The 20,004-nt window shown below is 54.5% G+C and carries 18 protein-coding genes and 1 pseudogene; 4 read left to right on the plus strand and 15 right to left on the minus strand.

What is annotated here, in order from left to right; genetic code table 11:
- Positions 1-18 precede the first annotated feature (18 nt).
- The 4 genes and pseudogenes from HF685_RS09990 to mdh form a co-directional block, all read right to left on the minus strand.
- Positions 19-2,798: pseudogene (locus HF685_RS09990) on the minus strand (2-oxoglutarate dehydrogenase E1 component).
- Positions 2,799-2,839: 41 nt separating this feature from the next.
- Positions 2,840-3,730 carry a succinate--CoA ligase subunit alpha gene (gene sucD / locus HF685_RS09995; RefSeq protein WP_168819682.1) on the minus strand — a complete coding sequence of 297 codons (891 nt, stop codon included), beginning with the start codon at positions 3,728-3,730 and terminating at the stop codon, positions 2,840-2,842.
- Entirely contained in the window at positions 3,727-3,927 is a 201-nt protein-coding gene (locus HF685_RS10000; protein WP_211051106.1) for a hypothetical protein, read from the minus strand. Before HF685_RS10000 ends, sucD begins: the two co-directional genes overlap by 4 nt.
- 47 nt (positions 3,928-3,974) lie before the next feature.
- Entirely contained in the window at positions 3,975-4,937 is a 963-nt protein-coding gene (mdh, locus tag HF685_RS10005; RefSeq protein ID WP_168819686.1) for a malate dehydrogenase, read from the minus strand.
- 410 nt (positions 4,938-5,347) lie between these two features.
- On the opposite strand from mdh, the gene HF685_RS10010 reads away from it, so the two are divergent.
- On the plus strand, positions 5,348-6,472 hold the full coding sequence (locus HF685_RS10010) for an Rv3169 family protein (protein WP_168819688.1): 1,125 nt from the start codon (positions 5,348-5,350) through the stop codon (positions 6,470-6,472).
- The gene (locus tag HF685_RS10015) at positions 6,469-7,509 is read left to right on the plus strand and encodes a phosphotransferase (RefSeq protein ID WP_168819690.1); all 1,041 of its coding nucleotides are present in this window, start codon (positions 6,469-6,471) and stop codon (positions 7,507-7,509) included. Before HF685_RS10010 ends, HF685_RS10015 begins: the two co-directional genes overlap by 4 nt.
- A gap of 93 nt (positions 7,510-7,602) precedes the next feature.
- On the opposite strand, the gene HF685_RS10020 is transcribed toward HF685_RS10015, so the two are convergent.
- The 5 genes from HF685_RS10020 to HF685_RS10040 form a co-directional block, all read right to left on the minus strand.
- A complete protein-coding gene (locus HF685_RS10020; RefSeq protein WP_168819692.1) occupies positions 7,603-8,991 on the minus strand; it encodes a M20/M25/M40 family metallo-hydrolase in 1,389 nt (462 codons plus the stop codon).
- A gap of 22 nt (positions 8,992-9,013) precedes the next feature.
- Positions 9,014-10,132, minus strand: a complete 1,119-nt coding sequence (zapE, locus tag HF685_RS10025) for a cell division protein ZapE (RefSeq protein ID WP_168819694.1) — start codon at positions 10,130-10,132, stop codon at positions 9,014-9,016.
- Positions 10,129-10,623: a PaaI family thioesterase gene (locus tag HF685_RS10030; protein WP_168819696.1), complete on the minus strand. Its 495-nt coding sequence runs from the start codon at positions 10,621-10,623 to the stop codon at positions 10,129-10,131. The genes zapE and HF685_RS10030 overlap by 4 nt, the downstream gene beginning before the upstream one ends.
- Before the next feature lie 20 nt (positions 10,624-10,643).
- On the minus strand, positions 10,644-11,426 hold the full coding sequence (locus HF685_RS10035) for a succinate dehydrogenase iron-sulfur subunit (RefSeq protein WP_168819698.1): 783 nt from the start codon (positions 11,424-11,426) through the stop codon (positions 10,644-10,646).
- A 71-nt stretch (positions 11,427-11,497) separates the two neighbouring features.
- Positions 11,498-12,679, minus strand: a complete 1,182-nt coding sequence (locus HF685_RS10040; RefSeq protein WP_168819700.1) for a hypothetical protein — start codon at positions 12,677-12,679, stop codon at positions 11,498-11,500.
- A gap of 98 nt (positions 12,680-12,777) precedes the next feature.
- Between HF685_RS10040 and HF685_RS10045 the strand changes: the two genes are divergently transcribed.
- Positions 12,778-14,106 carry a lipopolysaccharide biosynthesis protein gene (locus HF685_RS10045; protein ID WP_168819701.1) on the plus strand — a complete coding sequence of 443 codons (1,329 nt, stop codon included), beginning with the start codon at positions 12,778-12,780 and terminating at the stop codon, positions 14,104-14,106.
- Positions 14,107-14,124: 18 nt separating this feature from the next.
- Here HF685_RS10045 and HF685_RS10050 read toward each other — a convergent pair whose 3' ends face one another.
- From HF685_RS10050 to HF685_RS10075, 6 genes are all read right to left on the minus strand, one after another.
- Complete coding sequence (locus HF685_RS10050) at positions 14,125-14,928, minus strand: nucleotidyltransferase family protein (RefSeq protein ID WP_168819703.1); 804 nt, start codon at positions 14,926-14,928, stop codon at positions 14,125-14,127.
- Between the two features lie 4 nt (positions 14,929-14,932).
- Positions 14,933-15,817, minus strand: a complete 885-nt coding sequence (locus HF685_RS10055; protein ID WP_168819705.1) for an alpha/beta hydrolase — start codon at positions 15,815-15,817, stop codon at positions 14,933-14,935.
- 57 nt (positions 15,818-15,874) lie between these two features.
- Positions 15,875-17,020: a T6SS phospholipase effector Tle1-like catalytic domain-containing protein gene (locus HF685_RS10060; RefSeq protein WP_168819707.1), complete on the minus strand. Its 1,146-nt coding sequence runs from the start codon at positions 17,018-17,020 to the stop codon at positions 15,875-15,877.
- A gap of 117 nt (positions 17,021-17,137) precedes the next feature.
- Positions 17,138-17,665: a 30S ribosomal protein S9 gene (rpsI, locus tag HF685_RS10065; protein ID WP_168819709.1), complete on the minus strand. Its 528-nt coding sequence runs from the start codon at positions 17,663-17,665 to the stop codon at positions 17,138-17,140.
- Positions 17,665-18,144, minus strand: coding sequence for a 50S ribosomal protein L13 (rplM, locus tag HF685_RS10070; protein WP_168819711.1), 480 nt, complete (start codon positions 18,142-18,144; stop codon positions 17,665-17,667). The genes rpsI and rplM overlap by 1 nt, the downstream gene beginning before the upstream one ends.
- Positions 18,145-18,313: 169 nt before the next feature.
- Positions 18,314-19,375, minus strand: coding sequence for a COX15/CtaA family protein (locus tag HF685_RS10075; protein ID WP_168819713.1), 1,062 nt, complete (start codon positions 19,373-19,375; stop codon positions 18,314-18,316).
- A 188-nt stretch (positions 19,376-19,563) separates the two neighbouring features.
- On the opposite strand from HF685_RS10075, the gene HF685_RS10080 reads away from it, so the two are divergent.
- The gene (locus HF685_RS10080; protein ID WP_168821471.1) at positions 19,564-19,932 is read left to right on the plus strand and encodes a MerC domain-containing protein; all 369 of its coding nucleotides are present in this window, start codon (positions 19,564-19,566) and stop codon (positions 19,930-19,932) included.
- The last annotated feature ends 72 nt before the right edge of the window (positions 19,933-20,004 follow it).

Consider the following 20,004-nt stretch of genomic DNA (forward strand, 5'->3'; position numbering starts at 1 on the left):
AATCTTTATTCGCCAAAATCACGCGTGCCCAAGCGCGTCTGCAATCAATTGCTCTTGCTGCTGCTTGTGCCGCGATGCCAAGCCGGTTGCCGGCGATGCAGATGCAACGCGCCCTGCATAGGTCGGTATAATCGTGCCATGGCCTGCATCTTGAACACACTCCTCCAGATAGGGCCGGACAAAATGCCAGCTGCCGTTATTTTGCGGCTCTTCCTGTGCCCAGACCACGGTCTCAAGATTTTTCATCCGCTTCAGCCGGACCGTCAAGGGTTTGCCGGGAAACGGATAAAGCTGCTCGATGCGGATGATAGCGGTGTTCTTGTCGCCAGCTTCATCGCGCGCTTCGATCAGATCATAAGCAACCTTGCCCGAACACAGCACCAGACGCTTCACATCTTTATCCGCTGGCGGATTGGTGTCAGACAAGATGCGCATGAAATGCTGATCGCCCTGAAAATCCTCTGCCTTTGAAACGGCCATTTTGTGACGGAGCAAGGATTTCGGTGTCATAATCACCAGAGGCTTGCGGAAACTACGCAGCATTTGGCGGCGCAATACGTGGAAATAATTGGCCGGTGTCGTGATATTCGCAACCTGAATATTATCCTGCGCGCAAAGCTGCAAAAACCGCTCCAGCCGCGCCGAGCTATGTTCCGGCCCTTGCCCTTCATAGCCATGCGGCAACAGCATAACCAAGCCATTGGCCCGCAACCATTTGGCTTCACCCGAGGCGATAAACTGGTCGATCATGATCTGCGCGCCGTTGGCGAAATCGCCAAATTGCGCTTCCCAGAGCACCAGCGTTTTGGGGTCTGCCCCGGCATAGCCATATTCAAAACCCAGCACACCATATTCGCTGAGCGGACTGTCGAGTACTTCAAACCGACCATGCGGCACTGTGCTAAGCGGAATATATTTCTCTTCGGTTTTCTGATCGACCCAAACGGCATGGCGCTGGGAAAATGTCCCGCGCCCACTATCCTGACCGGACAGCCGCACATTATAACCTTCGGAAACCAGGCTACCATAAGCCAGCGCTTCGCCCGTCGCCCAATCGAAATTCTCGCCCGATTTGAACATCTGGGCTTTGGCATCCAGAACGCGTTGCAGTGTCTTGTGGATATTATGGGCAGGGGGACTTCGGTCAACGTCCGCCCAAGACTGTCGAAAAGTTTCTTGTCAATCGCGGTATCAACGTTGCGCCGGGCGGTTTCGGGATCGGCGGGCGCATGAAGCCCCTGCCACCGGCCGCCAAACCAGTCGGCCTTGTCGGCTTTGTAATCCGCCGCTGCCTGAAACTCTGTCTCCAGGTGGTCGGCAAATTCCGTCCGTTTGCCGTCTGCCCATTCCGCGTCAATCACGCCCTCTTCTACCAGTCGTTGCTCATAGAGCTTGCTGACCTTGGGATGTTTTTTAATCGCGGCATACATAATCGGCTGCGTAAAGCTTGGCTCGTCGCCTTCGTTATGGCCGAACCGGCGATAGCACCACATATCAATCACAATATCCCGTCCAAATTTCTGGCGGAATTCAATCGCGATTTTGCACGCAAAAGTCACCGCTTCGGGATCATCGCCGTTCACATGGAAGATCGGCGCCTGGACGCCCTTCGCGACGTCCGAAGGATAAGGTGATGATCTGGCAAATTGTGGACTAGTTGTAAAACCAATTTGGTTATTGATCACAAAATGAATGCAGCCGCCGGTATTATAACCACGGATACCTGAGAAGCCGAGACACTCCCAGACAATGCCTTGGCCAGCAAAAGCCGCATCACCGTGAATGAGAACCGGAAGCACCTGCTCATGCTTGGCCAAATCATCCCTTGCGACTTGCTGCGCGCGCACTTTGCCCAGCACCACAGGATCCACCGCTTCGAGATGCGATGGGTTTGGTACAAGGCTCATGTGGACGTTAATGCCATCAAATTCGCGGTCGCTCGACGTGCCAAGGTGATATTTCACATCGCCTGAACCGCCCACATCTTCAGGGCTTGCAGAGCCGCCATGGAACTCATGGAAGATCACTTTATAGGGCTTTGCCATCACATTAGCGAGAATGTTCAACCGCCCGCGATGGGCCATGCCATAGACAATATCACGGACGCCAGCGGCGCCACCATATTTGATAATATTTTCCAGCGCCGGCAGCATGGACTCACCGCCATCAAGGCCAAAGCGTTTCGTACCGACATATTTTTTTCCGAGGAAATTTTCATATTCCTCACCCTCGATCACCTTGTTGAGGATCGCCTTTTTGCCTTCAGGCGTAAACTGGATCGCGGCATCCTTGCCTTCCATCCGGTCCTGCAAAAATCGTCGTTCTTCGGTGTCGGCAATGTGCATATATTCCAGGCCAACCGAGCCGCAATAATTGGCCCGCAGCACGGCTTCAATCTCGCGGATGGAAGCCGTTTGAAAACCAAGCACGCCGCCCAGATAGACGGGTTTGTCCATCTCATCGGCAGCAAAGCCGTGATATTCCGGCGTAAGATCAGCCGGTTCTTCCAGCTTTGAGAGGCCGAGCGGATCAAGATTAGCGCCCAGATGCCCGCGCACGCGATAGGTGCGGATCAGCATCATCGCGCGAATGGATTTCTCCGCTGCCACTGCAACGTCCGCATCCGACATTTTCGCGCCAGCCTGTTCTGCTGCCGCTTTAATCTCGACGCCCATTTGCGTGGGGTCGAGCGCCACATTCAGATCGTCAATCGCGTTCAGTGGCCAGTTGCTCTTCTGCCAACTGGGGCCTTGCTCTTTTTCCGAGCCGATACCGAATTCCTGATTTTCTACGCCCATATTATTTTCCTTGGGGAGGGGTTGACTGGGTAAAACGGGCGTTACACCAGTTCTTTCAGCATCGCGTCGAGCGTGGTGCCCAACTCGCTTGGCGATGGCGATACACGGATACCCGCCGCTTCCATCGCCGCAATCTTGTCTTCCGCGCCGCCTTTGCCGCCGGAAACGATAGCACCAGCATGGCCCATGCGGCGTCCTGGAGGGGCAGTCAGGCCAGCGATGAAACCAACGGTTGGTTTCGAACGGCCCTTCTTCGCTTCATCGGCGAGGAACTGTGCCGCCTCTTCTTCCGCACTGCCGCCGATTTCACCGATCATGATCATCGACTTGGTTTCGTCATCGGCAAGGAAGAGCTCAAGCACGTCGATGAAGTTGGTGCCATTGACCGGATCACCGCCAATGCCGACCGCCGTCGTCTGGCCAAGGCCAACCGCCGTTGTCTGATGCACCGCTTCATAGGTGAGCGTACCGGAGCGCGATACCACACCGACCGAGCCTTTTTTGAAAATGCTGCCGGGCATGATGCCGATCTTGCATTCATCAGGCGTCAGAACGCCGGGGCAGTTCGGGCCGATCAGGCGCGACTTGCTGCCTTGCAGCGCCCGCTTGACCCGAACCATGTCGAGAACAGGAACACCTTCGGTAATCGCGACGATCAATTCAATCTCGGCATCAATCGCCTCGAGGATTGAATCCGCGGCAAATGGCGGTGGAACATAAACCACGGAGGCCGTGGCGCCGGTCGCTTCCTTGGCTTCGGCCACGGTATCAAAATTCGGCAGACCGATATGGGTCGTGCCACCCTTGCCCGGCGTCACACCAGCCACCATCTGCGTACCATAAGCCAGCGCCTGTTCGGTGTGGAACGTGCCGGTGTTGCCGGTCATGCCCTGGGTGATCACCTTGGTGTTTTTGTCGATTAAAATGCTCATTCTGTGCCTTCCATATGAGAAGTGTTTGCACGATTTCCGTGCAGAGAAAGATTGTTAAAAATGTCAAGTATTGCAGCTGCTGCAATTGCCATAAATCCAGCGAAAAATAGAATAGGTCCTATAAATCCCCATGGGCTGCCCCACAGCACAAAGGAGAGCGGAAATAAGGCAAGCATCGAAACAATGCCAAAAGCCAACAGGCCTACTGCGAGACGGTACCTGAGTTTGGGATTTCCACTAGCCATTAGCCGAGTGAGCTATCCAACACCTTACAAGCCGCCAGCAATTCCTTCACCGCATCGACCGACACATCGAAATTGCCCTGCGCTTCCTCGCTCAGTTCGATCTCGATTATCTTCTCGACGCCATCTTTGCCGATGATGCACGGTACGCCGACATACAGGTCATCTACGCCGTACTGGCCGGTCAGGTGCGCCGCTGCCGGAAGCACGCGGCGTTTGTCCTTGAGATAGCTTTCCGCCATCATGATTGCGCTGGTCGCTGGCGCATAATAGGCCGAGCCATTGCCGAGCAGGGCGACGATCTCGCCGCCGCCGCCACGGGTCCGCTTGACGATGGCATCGATCTTTTCCTGCGTGGTCCAGCCCATTTTAATAAGGTCAGGGATCGGGATTCCGGCAACCGTCGAGTATGCCGGAACCGGAACCATCGTATCGCCGTGGCCGCCAAGCACGAACGCGGTGACGTCTTCTACGGAGACATTAAATTCGTCCGCGAGGAAATGACGGAAGCGGGCACTGTCCAAAACGCCTGCCATGCCGACCACCTTGTTGTGCGGCAGTCCAGAAAATTCGCGCAACGCCCAGACCATCGCGTCGAGCGGGTTGGTGATGCAGATTACGAAAGCGTCCGGTGCGTGGGTCTTGATACCTTCGCCCACAGCCTTCATCACCTTCAGATTGATGCCGAGCAGATCATCGCGGCTCATGCCGGGTTTGCGCGGCACGCCTGCGGTCACGATGATCACATCCGCGCCTGCGATATCGGCGTAATCGCTGGTGCCCTTCAGATTGCTGTCAAACCCGTCAACCGGTGCGGCCTGAGAAAGGTCGAGCGCCTTGCCCGCCGGCATGCCCTCGGCAATATCAAACAGAACAACATCGCCCATTTCCTTGGAAGCTGCGAGGTGGGCGAGCGTGCCGCCGATCATACCGGCGCCAATCAGCGCAATTTTGTTACGGGCCATGTGGGAGTTTCTCCTAAATTATAGAGTCGCGTTGGTATTCCCAACGGGTTAAACTTATCCACAGGCGATTTCAACAGCATATAGCACCATTTTGCCTGCTATCTTTGCAATTAGTTCGCAATAGCAATAATGCTAAAATTGGCGTTACAATAGCTTTACCGATCTCGTAATTGCGAGCTTAGCGAAGCAATCCAGAGTTTCGCGTGTATGGCTCTGGATTGCCGCGTCGCCTTCGGCTCCTCGCAATGACGTGTTGCCCTAGTCAAACTGAGCGGAATCGCCGGAGATCCTGAAACAAGTTCAGGATCACGGGTATTCCCAAGTACTCCCGAACAAGCCTCCATCCGTTCCATCTTTTTCTTTGCAAAGACTTTTCCTTTCGGCATGGTGGCCACCTCGGGAGAAAAAATATGCTGACAAAAGGCGATGATTATCCGCTGCACCAAACCCCGGAACCAATGGCGGTATCCGGCGGTAACCGGAATTTCTATGACCGTTACTTCTTCAACGGATATTCCGCCGACGGCAGCATCTTCTTCGCCGCAGCACTGGGAGTCTATCCGCAGCTTGATATTATGGACGCGGCGTTTTGCGTGTCGATTGGTGGCTGGCAACATAATCTGCGCGCCTCCAAACGCATGTCGAGCGAGCGGCTCGATCTGGAAGTTGGGCCGATCCGCATTGAAATCATTGAACCGCTACAGACAATCCGGTTGATCGTCTCCGCTGACACCACTGGTAGCGGCTGCCCGATCACCGCAGACATCACCTTCACCGCACGGCACAATCCGATCAAGGAACCCCGCTTCACCCGCCGCGAAGGGCCACGGCTGATGATGGACTACACCCGCATGACGCAAAATGGCGCATGGTCCGGAGCGATTACCATGGCGGGCAAGGAGATCAAACTCTCGCCCGACATTCACTTCGGCACAAGAGACCGCAGCTGGGGTGTCCGCCCCATTGGCGCTCCAGAATCACAGCCGCCACCAGCAGGCGCTTTCCCGCAATTCTGGTGGCTGTGGACACCGCTCAACTTTCCCGGTCATGCCTGCTTCTTTCACAGCAATGATGATGGCGAAGGATTGCCGTGGAACCGGCGCGGCGTGATCGATAATATCGCGCAAAACGCCGGAGTGGTATCGGGTGAATTTGAACCGTCCGAGATCGGTTTGAGCTATTTCCTGGGAACGCGGCGTATCAAGCAGATTGATGTTCCAACAGGTGCTGGCACGCTGTCGATCGCTCCCCGCTCAGGCAAGGATGCCCGCACATTTTATATGTCCGGGCTGGGCTATATGCACCCGACATGGGGTCATGGCATGGATCATGGCGCGCTGGAAGTTGGCTATGACGTGATGGATCTCTCGAAAATTCCCGCCCATGACATGCTTTATCTCCACATTCAGGCTTTAAGCGATGCGATTTTGGCAAGTGGAGATTATCGGCATGACGGTATCGGTGTGGTCGAACAATTATTTGTCGGTCCGCATGCCGCTAGCGGGCTTGCCGGGATGCTGGACGGGATAACATGAGCGCTGCCTTCCCGCTCCGGCCCGAAGATTTCAATCCGGGCTTTGTCGAACGGGTTTTTAACGCACCCGCCCAATCGCTTTTAGGTTTGACGTACGAACCGGTCGGAACCGGCCAGGTCTGTGACAGCTACCGGTTCGTCTGCGACTGGGTTGGTGATGATGGCCCAGCGACATTTGTGGCGAAATGCCCTAGCGCCAATGAAATTAGCCGGGGCGCGGCCGCGATCTTCCATCTGTATGATATGGAGGTCGGTTGGTATCGCGACATCGCCGAGCATTGCGATGCGCTTTGCCCAAAATGCTACCACGCCGATATCGCTGAAAACGAACAGGAGTTTGTGCTGTTGCTCGAAGATATGGCGCCTGCCAGTCAGGGCGATCAACTGGCCGGCGCATCGCTGGTGCAGGTCAAAACAACTCTGGCAGAGGCGGCAGCACTGCACAGCTTTCGGCCGGAAGGTGGGTTTGCGTCTTACAAGTGGTTGCACCACGGCAAGGACAATAGCCAGTTTCTAGTGAACACATTGCAAAATGGCTATCCTGTTTTTCGCGATCGGTTTTCATCGCTGCTAACGGCGGATATTCTGGATTTGGGCCAGCAACTGGTCGACCGGATCGGCAACTATGTTGCCCGTGAGCCGCTTGAACAGACGATCACCCACGGCGATATGCGGCTCGACAATATTCTCTATCAAGCCGACGGAAGGATCGCAGCGCTAGTCGACTGGCAGACCTGCTCACTAGGCAATCCAGCCAATGATGTGGCCTATTTGATTGGGACCAGCTTTGCCGACCCTGCTGTCCGCCGGGCTGAAGAAAAGCAATTGGTCGAGGATTATCTGGCGACCCGCACGTCTGCTCAGGATTTTGATGCGTTCTGGAACGAATATCGCCGCCACGCTTTTTCCGGTTTCCTGATGGCGATCAACGCCTCACTGCATGTCGAGCAGACCGAGCGCGGCGATGCGATGTTTGCCGCAATGGCAGAGCGGCCCGCGCAAATGGCGATGGATCTGGATAGTTTATCTCTGCTTTAAAGTGCCGTTCATCCTGAGCTTGTCGCAGGGTCTTTTCACTCGCTTCTTCAATATCCTTCGACAAGCTGAGGATGAACGGATCACCTGCTTCGATCAACCCGCCAATTCGCGCAGCATATCTTCCCACACGCCAATATTCATGTGGAAACTTTCCACCGGAATACGCTCATCCAGCCCATGCGCCCGCGCGTCTTCGGGGATTTTTAGCCAGATACCGCTGACGCCATAGACGGGAATACCGATACCGCGAAAGAACACACCATCGGTCGCACCAGTCGACATCGAAGGCACAATCGGCATGTCGGGAAAGCGCTTCTGAATGGCTTTGGTGTACGCGCCGACCACATCTGCGCGCAACGGACTGGCAGGGGTTGATGCGCCAAAACTGTCGCTCTGTTCCACTGCCACACCTTCGCCTGCAATCTGCTCAAGTTCAGCCTTGACTGCCACCGGATCAACGCCCGGGAAAATGCGGCAATTCACCGTCGCCTGCGCGAGCTGCGGAAGCGCATTATCTGCATGACCACCAGCAAGTTTTGTCGCCACGCAGCGCGTGCGGGTCAGGCCGACTTCCTTGGGATCCGCCTCAACAATGTCTGCAGCCTCGCCATCATTGTCGTCCGCCAGCCAGCGCCGCATCGCATCACCCAGTGCGCCTTTTTCCTGTTTGGCACGGGCGGCGAAATACCCGCGTGTGGTCTCGTTGAGCATCGGCGCAAACCGATGCTTCTCCAGGCGGGTTATTGCGCTCGCGAGCTCATAAATCGCATTGTCCGGGCGTGGCTTGGAGCTGTGACCGCCTTTATTGGTTACGCTGAATGTGTAAGTCCGGTAAGTCTTCTCTGCGGTCTGCATGCCATAACCGAGCGGTGTTCCATCAGCGGTAAATCCACCGCCGCCCGCATCGCTGTTGAGAGCATATTCCGCGCGAACCAGATCAATCCATTCACTCGCCGCCAAACGCGAACCATCGCCTGCCGTTTCTTCATCGCCGGTAAACAACACAATGATATCGCGCTTTGGTGCAAAACCGGAACGCTTGAGCCGGATCAAACTCATCACAATGGCGGTCATTCCGGCCTTGTTATCAACCGAACCACGGCCCCAATAGTATCCGTCTTTTTCACGGAAGATAAACGGATCATCTGCCCAGTCATCTCGCTTGGCTTCGACCACATCCATGTGCGCCATCAGCAGGATTGGTTTGGCGATCGGTGTGCCTCCGGCCTTCCAGCGCAAGATCATCGTCTCGGTCTCACCATGCGGCTTTACAATGATGTCATCAAAGCCTTCCGCGCGAAATTTTTCGGAGAGCAGTTTTACCAACCGCGGCACTTCTCCGCGCCCTTCAACAGTCGGAATTTCCACAACCTGTTTGAACAGATCACGCGCTTCCACCTCGGAAGGCTTCAATTCTTTCGCACCCGCACTAGCCGAAAAAGCAAGCATACCGGTTACCAATCCGATCACAAGTCTGTTCATTGCACTCTCCATTTCCTTAAATTCAGTCCTCCGCTTCGCCATGGCCTAGCGCAAGATATTCATCCGATTGCATCTCTATCAACCGTGAAGCTGTGCGTTCAAATTCAAAACTGCCATCGCCTGCCGGGTAAAGACTATCGGGCTCGGCATCGGCGCTGGCGAGCAGCTTCACCTTATACTCGTAAAGTGCATCGATCAGCGTCACAAAGCGCGCCGCTTCATTGCGGTTTTCTTTGGACAGCAACGGAATGCCGACAATGATTACGCTGTGATATTTCCGGGCGATGGCGAGATAGTCCGTGGCGCCGCGCGCTTCTGCACACAGCCGTTTGAAGGAGAATACCGCGACACCTTTGAGCGCTTTGGGTACATGCATCGAGCGCGCACCCTGTATCTCGAGCTCGTCCGACGGAACGTGCGCGCGGTCTTCTGGCGGATAATCCGTCAGCCGGAAGAACGCCTCGCTCATCGCCTTGGTTGCGGCCTCTCCATTGGGCACATGCCACAAGTCAACGCCGCCCAGTCTTTCGCGCCGGTAATCGGTCGGGCCGTTGAGGGAAATCACATCAAGCCGTGTTTCCAATAGGTCAACAAACGGCAAGAAATGCTCCCGGTTCAGGCCGTCTTTATACAAATCTCTTGGGGGACGGTTCGAAGTCGCGATTAGCGTCACACCCGCCTCGACTAGTCCCGTGAATAGCCGCGACATGATCATTGCATCGGCGCTATTGTTGACAACCATTTCGTCGAAGGCCAGACATCGCGCTTCTTGTGCGAGATCACGAACGACATTCGGGATCGGATCACCAGGGTCGGCCTCGCGCCATGCGCGCATCATGTCGTGCACCCGCAGCATAAACTCGTGAAAATGAGCGCGCTTCTTTCGCCGGATGTCGAGATTCTCGTATAATAAATCCATCAGCATGGATTTGCCGCGGCCGACTCCGCCCCACATATATATGCCCCTGGGCGGTTCCGGCTTTTTCCCGAAAGTTCTCCACAAAAGGCTACCTCTTGGCGGAACCGCTTCCAGCTCTTCCTGCAGCTGTGCCAGTCGCTTCGCGCAAGTCTGCTGGTCAGGATCGGGCTTGAGTTCGCCCTGCGCAATCAACGCCTCATAGCGCTGGTAGAAGCTGCTCATTTGGCTTCTGCATTTTTGCGCGGCGCTTTTTTCACGATAGCGGTAAATGATGCCATGTTGTCCTGACCCTTATCGCCCTGCACCACTAGCCCGCGCATAAACAGAAAACGCCCGGTTTCCCGCGTGACTTCTACCTGCGCTTCAAGCGGCTCGGTCATCCGCGCAGCGCCGATAAAATGTGTTTGTAGTTCGAGCGTGACAGCAAATCCCGAAGGGCCAAGGTCCAGCACCCGCATGGCGGCGAACAGGGAACAATCAATAAATCCCATCATTGTGCCGCCATGAACAACATCGCCCAGATTGCGATGTCGCCGCTGGGGAAACATGCGGATACGAGCGATATTTTCACCAACACCATCGCCACCACGCCGGACAATCATCTCCCCGAGGAAACTGTTATAACACTCAGGGTCAGTCAAAACCCAGTTGTGCCAGCCCGGGTGATTGGGGTCGGGGTCGCTGGTAAAATAAACCGGTTCGGCGTCAGCCATCAGCGTCTCGCCATGCACGTTTAAATATGCCGTTCAGCCGTCATCTTCTTGATTTCGGCAATGGCCTTCGCCGGTGACAGGCCTTTCGGACAAGCATTGGCGCAATTCATGATCGTATGGCAGCGATAGAGACGGAAGGGATCTTCCAGCTCGTCCAGACGCTCGCCGGTCATTTCATCGCGGCTATCGGCAAGCCAGCGATAGGCTTGCAGGAGGATAGCAGGGCCAAGGAACTTGTCTGAATTCCACCAGTAGCTTGGGCAACTGGTCTGGCAGCATGCGCACAGGATGCACTCATAGAGCCCGTCCAGCTTGTTGCGGTCTTCCGGTGATTGCAGACGCTCTTTGCCGGAAGGCGTCGGTGTGACCGTTTTGAGCCAAGGCTGGATCGAAGCATATTGCGCATAAAAGTGGGTGAAATCAGGGACCAGATCCTTGATCACTTCCATATGCGGCAGCGGGGTGATTTTTACTTCCTTGCCACAGTCTTCAATCGCAGTCGTGCAGGCAAGGCCGTTTTTACCGTCGATATTCATGGCGCAAGAACCACAAATGCCTTCACGGCAGGAGCGACGGAATGTGAGCGTCGCGTCTTGCTCCGATTTCATCTTGATCAACGCATCGAGCACCATCGGGCCGCATTCATCGGTATCGATCTTGAACGTGTCATAGCGTGGATTCTCGCCAGTGTCGGGATCATAGCGATAGATCTTGAAATTTCGGGTGGTTCCGCCACTCAAAGCCTCATGCACTTCGCCAGTGTTGCGGATCTTGCTGTTCTTCGGAAGCGTGAAAGTTGCCATATCTATCGGATTCCCTTGTTCTGGCGCTTGGCATAACCAAAAAGCTTAGGTTTCTCAACTATTTTACACCATCATCCCGCCTGAAAGTTTAAATAATCGGCTATCGCCTCTGCCCCTCGCTCCGCCGCTGGACGCGAATCGCTCCGGTCGGCGGTGTAATCCATCAATCGTTTCTGCTCTGCCTGATATCGAAGGCCGATTTCTTTATAGTCATCCAGCAATAGGCATAGCTCTTGGGCGGATCTTGCAACTGGTCCCAGGTTCCATGATTCATAGGTCGGCTTTTCCGGGCTATGCGGCTTGCCGATTTGCGCGCTGTGCGTGTCGAGAAAAAAGCATGGCCGGGGATGATAGAGAAATTCATAAACCTGGCTGCTGACATCGCCGATATAGGCGTCTGAACTTAGCGTATAGCTCATATCAAACAGCTGCGGGCTCTCGAGATCGACAAGAATATTGGGCGCGCTGCGATATTTCTGCGCGACGTCTGGACGGCGGCGGCCTTTTTTATACTCCGCCGAGATATGGGTGTTTTTGAAGAACAGCATGACATGCGGCGCAAAAATTAAATTATATTGATCAATCCGCTGGTAAAACCATTCCAATATCGCTTCGCCGTCATCATACCAGCTCGACAATAATGGATCAAAATGGGGATTATAGAGAAACACCGGATTATCATTATCGAAAAATTTTTCGGGCGCTTTACCTATAAGAGAATCAAATTTTGGATAACCGATGATACGGCATTGGTCAGCGGTTACGATATCATGCGCGACCATCTGGTCTCGCACCTTTGCGCCAGATAGCAGCATCAGATCAAAATCTTTCATTGCCGGATGATAGGTCACCGCCCGGTCACCCGCCCCATGGGGAACCAAGACAAACTTCGGACCCTTGTCCCGCCACTGGCGCTTGAGAATTAGACATGTCCGTTCCGTAGAAACAATCAGATCATATTGGCGAAGACTGGTTCCGCCCAAAAACAACCGCGCCAACCGGCGAGCAGGAAACAGCTTGTTGAGCGGCGCAAGCGCGCCGCTTGCAAGGCTCGGTAACGACAAATCATGCCAACTCAAACGGGTGACTTGCTCCGCCGTTAGATGTTTCTCGATCTCCTGACGAATGGCCGCGCTGCCAAAAGCAATTACCGTCTCATGCTGTGGATATTGCTCGGCTAGGCACGCTGCAATCCCGATGCTGTGCGCCACCTGATGCGCGGCATCATGGTTGAAAAGAAAGCAGATTTTCATCCGTCTCGCCATAGCCACAAGGCGGCACGCTTGCAATTGCGCGCGAAATTCTCAATGAGTCTGGGCGAGTATAGGCATAGTCAACCGGAAAGCCGGCTTTGGTCAGAAAAACATTCCTCAAGTTTCGCAATAGCGAGGACAATCTGGTTCGGGTGCTGCGCAATAGCGTGTGGCTGTTTACCGGCAACGGCGTGACAGCCGTTCTCAGTTTTTTCTATCTCGCGATTCTCACCCGGACACTGGGGCCGGAAGGCTTCGGTAAATTCGTGCTGATCTTCAGCGCAGTGCAAATGATCTCAGCATTTCTGCGCTTTCAGACCTGGCAGACAATTGTCCATTTTGGCGTCCGCTATGTGCTGGAACAAGACCCGCAAAAATTCTCCGCGCTCGCCTTTTTCGGGATCGCGCTTGAGACCACCGGCGCGCTGATCGGTTGCATTCTTGCCTGGCTGATCATCCCGGTCATCGGCAATTATTTCGATTGGGGGGTCGAATTTATTGGCATCACCCAGATTTATGCAGTGATTATGCTGCTGTGCGTCAAATCAAGCGCGCTTGGTATATTGCGCGCGCATGACCGGTTTCGCGACGGCGCATTGGCTGACGCAATGATCCCGATTGGCCGGATGATCGGTGCAAGTTTCGTGCTCTTTTATGGACCGAGCGTAACGGCATTTCTCGGCGCATGGGTCGGCGCTGAAATATTGAGTGCGGTTGTTTTCTGGATTCTGGTATATCGACACGCGCGCATCCGGCGTTCGGCTCTTCATGGTAAACAGATTTCCAATATTGTTTCGGAAAATCCCGGGATCGGGAAATTCTTCACCTCGACCGCGCTGATGGAAATGGTGGCGGCGATGCGCGAGCATCTTGTGGTGCTGATGATCGGCTTCCTCATCGATCCGCGGTCTGCTGGCCTCTTCCGTCTCGCTGCCCAGCTTTCCAATGCAATCAACCGGATTGCCGATATGTTCGCGCGGCCCTTGTTTACAGAATTGTCGCGTATCCACGCGGGCGGTGATCTAAAGGAATTCCGGCGGCTATTCTATCGCTCGCTGAGATTGTCATTGTTAAGCGGGGTGGGGGTTATCATCGTCCTTGTGGTTATAGGAAAACGGTTGATCAGCCTGATGGCAGGACCTGAATTTGTCGATGCCTACCCCTTGCTGGTCATTTTGGGCGCCGCGACGGGGATGGGTATGATCGGACTGGGGCTAGACCCGTTGCTGCAAGCGTCAGGAAAAGCGCATCTGTCACTTATCATCCGCATATCGGCATTGGCGCTGATTTTGTTGAGCGTGTATTTTCTGGTGCCAGTGTTCGGGGCAGTTGGCGCAGCGCTGGCATTATTGGGCGCAGCATTGGCGACATTACTCGTATTGCTTCTCACAGCTTTTGGCGAAATCGGAAAGATGAAACGCCGCTAATCGGGCGGAAGATACTGGTCAGCCTGGAGAGCGACGACGCGCCAATATGGACTCCACCATTTCGAGATCCTCCGCCTTGTCGACATCAATACAAGCCTCCGCTTGCGGCATCGGCACGGCCTTGGCTTTCAGGCCGAGTTTGCGGCCAATCCGTTCAGCCAGTTGATCTATGGTGAACAGCCGAAGCACGCCCAAAATCAGCAGCCACGGTCCAAAAACGGTGAAAATCTTCCAGCCCTTTTTACGGTCCTGCTCAATTTCGGCCCAAAGCGCGAGCAGTTTGGCTGCTTTTTCCGATCCAAAGTAGAATAGATTGGCGCCGCTATATTGGCTCCCTTTCAGCTTAATCCAGGTCCGTTTTGAGGAAGGATAACTTTGTAGCAAAACATCTCGCTCAACGACAGCAACAGCGACGTCGCTGCCGTCACTTTGCGCAAGGAAATGAGCGATCATTGGATCATTCAGCAGCACATTGTCAGCCGTGGTGACCATCAAGGGGAAACGCACATCGGGATCGGCCAAGACCGCTTCGAGAGACTGCGCGATCGTCGCGGCTCCCGGAATCAGGTGCGCTTTTGCGGCGAGCAGGGCGTCCGCGACATCCGGGTCGCTAGCCAGTTGCTTGATGTCCTGCGCAATAATCTGCGTACCATTGATCGCTCTATTTGCCGACACGGCAGCGACAACATGCGCGAGCATCGCTTTTCCAGCGACCGGAATTAGCGATTTCAACGTCACGCCGTGGGCAGCGGCAAACGAGTCCACACCCGGCCTGCTGCCCGCCAATATTATTGCGGTAACGCTATTTAGGGAAGCGCGCATCGGACTAGTTTTGGCTCTCGAAGAATTCGACCATATCATCCAGCACCGGGCCTTTGCCGCGAAACGGCTTTGCAATTGCCATCATGATCTCCAGATGATCCATTTCCGGATATTCGGTATATTGCGCATCGCCGCCGGCTTCGAGAATCAGATAATGCAACACCCTGCTATTGCGCGGATCGACCTGGGTGTCATCAATGCCGGTCGCCAGCCAAAGCGGGGGAGCATCGGCGCGGACAAAATTGATTGGCTGGGTCATTTCCGGCTTGTGATACGAACCGAAGCTGTTCTTTCGTGTTTCGCCTTTAAACGGGTAAAAATCGGTTGGTCCGGCCAGCGCCGCGACGCCCTTTATGATGTCCGTGCTTTTGCCTTCGCGCCCCAGCCATTGGCGATCCAGCGCCAGCATCAGAACATTATAGGCTCCAGCGGATTGACCGGAGATAAAAATGCGCTCGGGGTCGCCACCAACGCGGGCGATATTGTCATGCACCCAGGCAAGAGCCTTGGCACTATCTTCCAGAAAGGCGGGGAATTTCGCATCGGGATAGAGCCGATAGTCCGGCAGCGCGACAATATAGCCGCGATTGGCCAAGGCGCGTCCGGCAAAAGCATATTCGTCCTTGGAGCCCTGCCGCCAGCCCCCGCCATAGATGAAAACCACGACCGGCCGTGGCTGGTCCGAAGCCTCTTCAGACGCCCAGATGTTCATGCCAAGGTTCAGTTTTTTGTCGTAGGTCTGGTCCTTGATCAGCAGCTTGGCGTTGCTATCGCCGGGAAAAGCATTGTTCGCCATATCCAGCTGTTTCGGGCCGGGCAAAGAGGTGAACCACCAGACAAAGCCTGCAATCGCGAGTGCTGTCGCACCAAGACCAAAAAGCCATTTCATTCCGTTGCTTTAGCTAGCGGAACCAGAAGTGGCAATGAAACCGTTGGACGCCAGATTTTACTGCGCCTTGGGTGGCAGATTTACGGGGCGATAATCCTCGCGCAACGTCTGCCGCGTCCGCGCCGATGGATCAATATCGGCATCAGCTGCAATAAAGCGAGGTTCGCCGATCGGTAAATACAGCCCGAATAAATTCCAGCGCTTCGGCCATTCGCGATGCTTGATTCTCTTGGGCCACAGTTCAAGTGGCCACCACCCGGCAGTCAATGAATTGTGCAATTTCGCACCAGCGTCCGGCTTACTGTAGTCCCAGCTGCTTTTTGCGCGCTTGTCACCATTGGCAATCTGGTTGCGCGTTGCCTTTATTGTCCACAAACCCGGCCCGGCTTCATCAATCATCCAGTTGAGCGGGAATTTGGAAAGCCCGGCATCGGCTTCCGGCATGCCGCCGCCGATATCGCTATGCACGCCGGCAAACCAGCGCTGCTTGATGTCCTGCGCCTTTGCGCCGCTGTCATTGTAAGGGTTGCGCCAATGCTCTCCCTTATCCGCCCAAAGATACGGTCGGAACATGCTGCGGCGCTCATCGATCGCAATTGCGTGGCGGACCTTGGCAACCAGCGGATTTTCCCTGGTGAAAGCCAGAAATTTCATTGTTGGCAGGAACAACATATTCGCTTTCGGAACCAGTACGGAAGCCACCGTATCCCATAAGCCCATAAACTGGATCACCGGATATTCAACCTTAAGCGCCTGCTCGAACAGCCGCGTCGATTGCGTACGGTTGTTATCTCGCATTTTTTTGTAAGCATTCAGCGCGTAGTTCGCGAGATGGAGCTGCTCCGGTCGTAATAAGCCCACGGCGCAGATAAAGCCGGCCAGTGCGCGCACGGTATACGCCCCGCGACTAAAGCCGAAAAAATAGAGCTGGTCGCCGTCTTCATAGTGCCGCGAGAGAAAATCGTACGCGTGGAGGATGTTTTTATCGAGCCCTGCACCCGTTGCCAGACCAAAAATACCGCGGGCCTTTTGCTTGAGCGAATCCCAGCCGTTATTCGCGCCCATCGTTCCAATGCCGGGATGATAATAGACTAGCTGGCGTTGGTTTCTTTTCAGGATGCGATAGAGCTTGAGCACATTGCTCTGCGCTTCTTCTATCTCGTTACCGGTGCCGTCACAGCAAATGACAATGTTTTTAGGCATGGGCTGCTCCGGTTTGCGCGACTCCGAGATGAAACCACTGTAATCCTTTCATGCGCCAAAAGAAAAGGGCGGCCACACGGACCGCCCTTTTTGAAAACGATGGAAGAGATGGAGGCTTTAACGCTTTGAGAACTGGAAGCTCTTGCGCGCTTTCGCTTTACCATATTTCTTGCGCTCAACCTTGCGGCTATCGCGGGTCAGGAAGCCTGCCGCTTTAACCGCAGGACGAAGGGCAGGTTCGAATTTGGTCAGCGCTTGCGAAATACCATGTTTCACAGCACCGGCCTGTCCGGATAGGCCGCCACCTTTTACGGTCACGTCAACATCATATTGACCTTCACGCTCGGTGATGGCGAAAACCTGATTGAGGACCAGACGCAATGTCGGACGTGCAAAATAGGTAACCGAATCGCGGCCGTTGACCGTGATTTTGCCTTTACCAGGTTTCAGCCAAACACGGGCAACCGCATCTTTACGGCGACCGGTCGCGTATGCGCGGCCGAATTTGTCGAGCTCCTGCTCACGCAACGGCATGGTCGATACCGGTGGTTCAACCGGTGCTTCTGCTGCATCAGCAACAGGTGCCTCAACAACGGCTGCGCCAGCGATTTCTTTCAAATCGGAGAGATCTTTTGTGTCAGCCATTATGCGCTCACCTTATTTTTACGGTTCATGGAGCCAATATCGAGTGGCTCGGGTTTCTGGCCATCATAAGGATGTTCGGTGCCAGCAAAAACATGCAAGGCGCGCATTTGCGCAAAGCCGAGCGGACCTTTTGGAATCATGCGCTCAATCGCTTTTTCGACAACCCGCTCTGGGAATTTGCCTTCCAGCACTTTTTCTGCGGTAACGCCTTTGATGCCGCCGATATAACCGGTGTGCCGGTAGTAAACCTTGTTCTTGGTCTTGTTGCCGGTAAATTTCACCTTGTCCGCGTTGATCACGATCACATGATCGCCGCAATCAACGTGCGGGGTGTAGCTTGGCTTATGCTTGCCGCGCAGGATATTGGCGACAATTGACGCCATCCGGCCAACAACCAGATCGGTGGCATCAATAATATGCCATTTCTTTTCGACGTCAGCGGGCTTAACCGACTGCGTCTGCTTGGTAATAGCCTTCATCGGGCTGCTCCTTATGAGACCTTCGGGAAGAAGGCTTGATTCAAAATAACGAAAGCCGAACGATCCTTCTGCAAGGTCATCCGGCCAAGTCAGGCGCTATTGGCGACAAACATCGCGTGAGTCAAGAGAAACTGCGGGATTGCTAACGGGTATAATAGTACCCTGTAGTTTAGCGGTTGGCTTGGCAACCCAATATGTGGACACCCCAAACGGTCGCCGCGATGACCAACGCTCCGACCGCCTGATGCAAGACGGCGAGGTTTATGTTCACCCCGGAAAGCACCGTTGCGATGCCGAGTAATATCTGCGTTCCGAAAGCAATGTGAATGGCAATGGATGCGGGGCGGGATATTGCTCTTATCTTGCGTGCAAGCAACACCAAGATCGCGACGACGACCCAGGCCCACCAGCGGTGGATAAAGTGGATCAGATACGGATCATTGTTGAGCGCGCTCCACATTCCGAAGGAGAAATCAATACCGCCGGGGACAAAATGGTCATTCATTAGCGGCCAAGTATTGGAGACATAACCGGCGTTGAGGCCGGCTGTATAAGCCCCGAACAGAAACTGGATGAAAACCACGCCAAAGACCAGAAGGCCGAATGGCGTAATTCGCGCAGGCGTTGGTTTGCCGTTGGCTAGCCGCCGCAAATCGAGCGCTGTCCAGACCAACGCGCCTAATATGAACAGCGCGAGCAATAAATGTGTCGCCAGCCGGAAATGGCTGACATCGGTGAGATCGGCAAGCCCGGAGCTCACCATCCACCAGCCAATGAAACCCTGCAATCCGCCAAGGGCGAGCAACGGCAGCAACCGCCAAACATAGCCTTTTGGAATGGCGCGCTTCACTGCGAACCACAGCAGCGGTAGCGCAAAAGCAAGGCCAATCACCCGTCCCAGCAGCCGGTGCACCCATTCCCAGAAATAGATGAACTTGAAATCCGCAAGAGTCATTCCTGCCGGTCCAGTGATCTCGATATATTCCGGGATCTGCTTGTATTTCTCGAATTCAGAGAGCCAATCAGCTTCACTGAGTGGCGGCAGCGCACCGGTAATCGGTTTCCATTCCGTAATCGACAGTCCGGATTCGGTAAGCCGCGTAATCCCGCCGACAACGACCATTATGAATACCAGAAAGGCCACTGAATATAACCAGTTAGCGATAGCAATGGGTCGCACTTTGCTTTGCGTCACTGCACTATGAGCGAAGTTGGCGGATGAGTCTGTCATGGCGCGCTATGTGGTATCAAAAGCACAGATCGGCAAGAAGAAAGCACGCGTAACGGCGTTATCAATAATGATATGTTGTATCTTAACACGATCACCCCTATAAATGTTGCAGTTAATCACTAAATCTGAACGAAACTGGAAATCGAGTCGTGTTTACGACAGCAAATCTTTGGAACAAAGATGGTCTTATGGGCAAGGATGGCCTGTGGGACCGGATTGCTGTGATGATTTCCGGATTATGTCTTGTACACTGCATTTCGACGATATTATTTGTCGCGCTGCTGTCTTCAGCAGGCGGTGTGTTTCTTGATCCGCTGGTCCATGAAATCGGCATCGGTATCGCCATAGCATTGGGTATGTTCACGCTGGGCCGCGGGGTTCTGGATCATGGATATGTCATGCCAGCCGCGCTCGGCGGGCTTGGCCTTGGCATGATGATGGGCGCAATTACGCTGGGCCACGGCGGCGATCATGGCGGTGCAGAAGTGATTTACACGATGCTTGGCGTTGGTGTGCTGGCGCTGGGGCACGATCTGAATTACCGCGCTACGCATTAAATTTAACCTCAATCGCCTGGCGCTTGAGGTCCAATAAAACTCGCGAGACAAAATGGAGCCTGCCGCTTGCCC

Source organism: Parasphingorhabdus halotolerans (assembly GCF_012516475.1).
Lineage (GTDB): Bacteria > Pseudomonadota > Alphaproteobacteria > Sphingomonadales > Sphingomonadaceae > Parasphingorhabdus > Parasphingorhabdus halotolerans.

Bases quoted from the DNA above. Each gene is read 5' to 3' on its own strand.
- rplM (WP_168819711.1), bottom strand. From the start codon at position 18,144: ATGAAGGCTATTACCAAGCAGACGCAGTCGGTTAAGCCCGCTGACGTC.
- rpsI (WP_168819709.1), bottom strand. From the start codon at position 17,665: ATGGCTGACACAAAAGATCTCTCCGATTTGAAAGAAATCGCTGGCGCA.
- zapE (WP_168819694.1), bottom strand. From the start codon at position 10,132: ATGAGCAGCTTCTACCAGCGCTATGAGGCGTTGATTGCGCAGGGCGAA.
- mdh (WP_168819686.1), bottom strand. From the start codon at position 4,937: ATGGCCCGTAACAAAATTGCGCTGATTGGCGCCGGTATGATCGGCGGC.
- HF685_RS10020 (WP_168819692.1), bottom strand. From the start codon at position 8,991: ATGAACAGACTTGTGATCGGATTGGTAACCGGTATGCTTGCTTTTTCG.
- HF685_RS10080 (WP_168821471.1), top strand. From the start codon at position 19,564: ATGGGCAAGGATGGCCTGTGGGACCGGATTGCTGTGATGATTTCCGGA.
- HF685_RS10015 (WP_168819690.1), top strand. From the start codon at position 6,469: ATGAGCGCTGCCTTCCCGCTCCGGCCCGAAGATTTCAATCCGGGCTTT.
- HF685_RS10010 (WP_168819688.1), top strand. From the start codon at position 5,348: ATGCTGACAAAAGGCGATGATTATCCGCTGCACCAAACCCCGGAACCA.
- HF685_RS10030 (WP_168819696.1), bottom strand. From the start codon at position 10,623: ATGGCTGACGCCGAACCGGTTTATTTTACCAGCGACCCCGACCCCAAT.
- sucD (WP_168819682.1), bottom strand. From the start codon at position 3,730: ATGAGCATTTTAATCGACAAAAACACCAAGGTGATCACCCAGGGCATG.
- HF685_RS10055 (WP_168819705.1), bottom strand. From the start codon at position 15,817: ATGAAATGGCTTTTTGGTCTTGGTGCGACAGCACTCGCGATTGCAGGC.
- HF685_RS10040 (WP_168819700.1), bottom strand. From the start codon at position 12,679: ATGAAAATCTGCTTTCTTTTCAACCATGATGCCGCGCATCAGGTGGCG.
- HF685_RS10050 (WP_168819703.1), bottom strand. From the start codon at position 14,928: ATGCGCGCTTCCCTAAATAGCGTTACCGCAATAATATTGGCGGGCAGC.
- HF685_RS10075 (WP_168819713.1), bottom strand. From the start codon at position 19,375: ATGACAGACTCATCCGCCAACTTCGCTCATAGTGCAGTGACGCAAAGC.
- HF685_RS10035 (WP_168819698.1), bottom strand. From the start codon at position 11,426: ATGGCAACTTTCACGCTTCCGAAGAACAGCAAGATCCGCAACACTGGC.
- HF685_RS10060 (WP_168819707.1), bottom strand. From the start codon at position 17,020: ATGCCTAAAAACATTGTCATTTGCTGTGACGGCACCGGTAACGAGATA.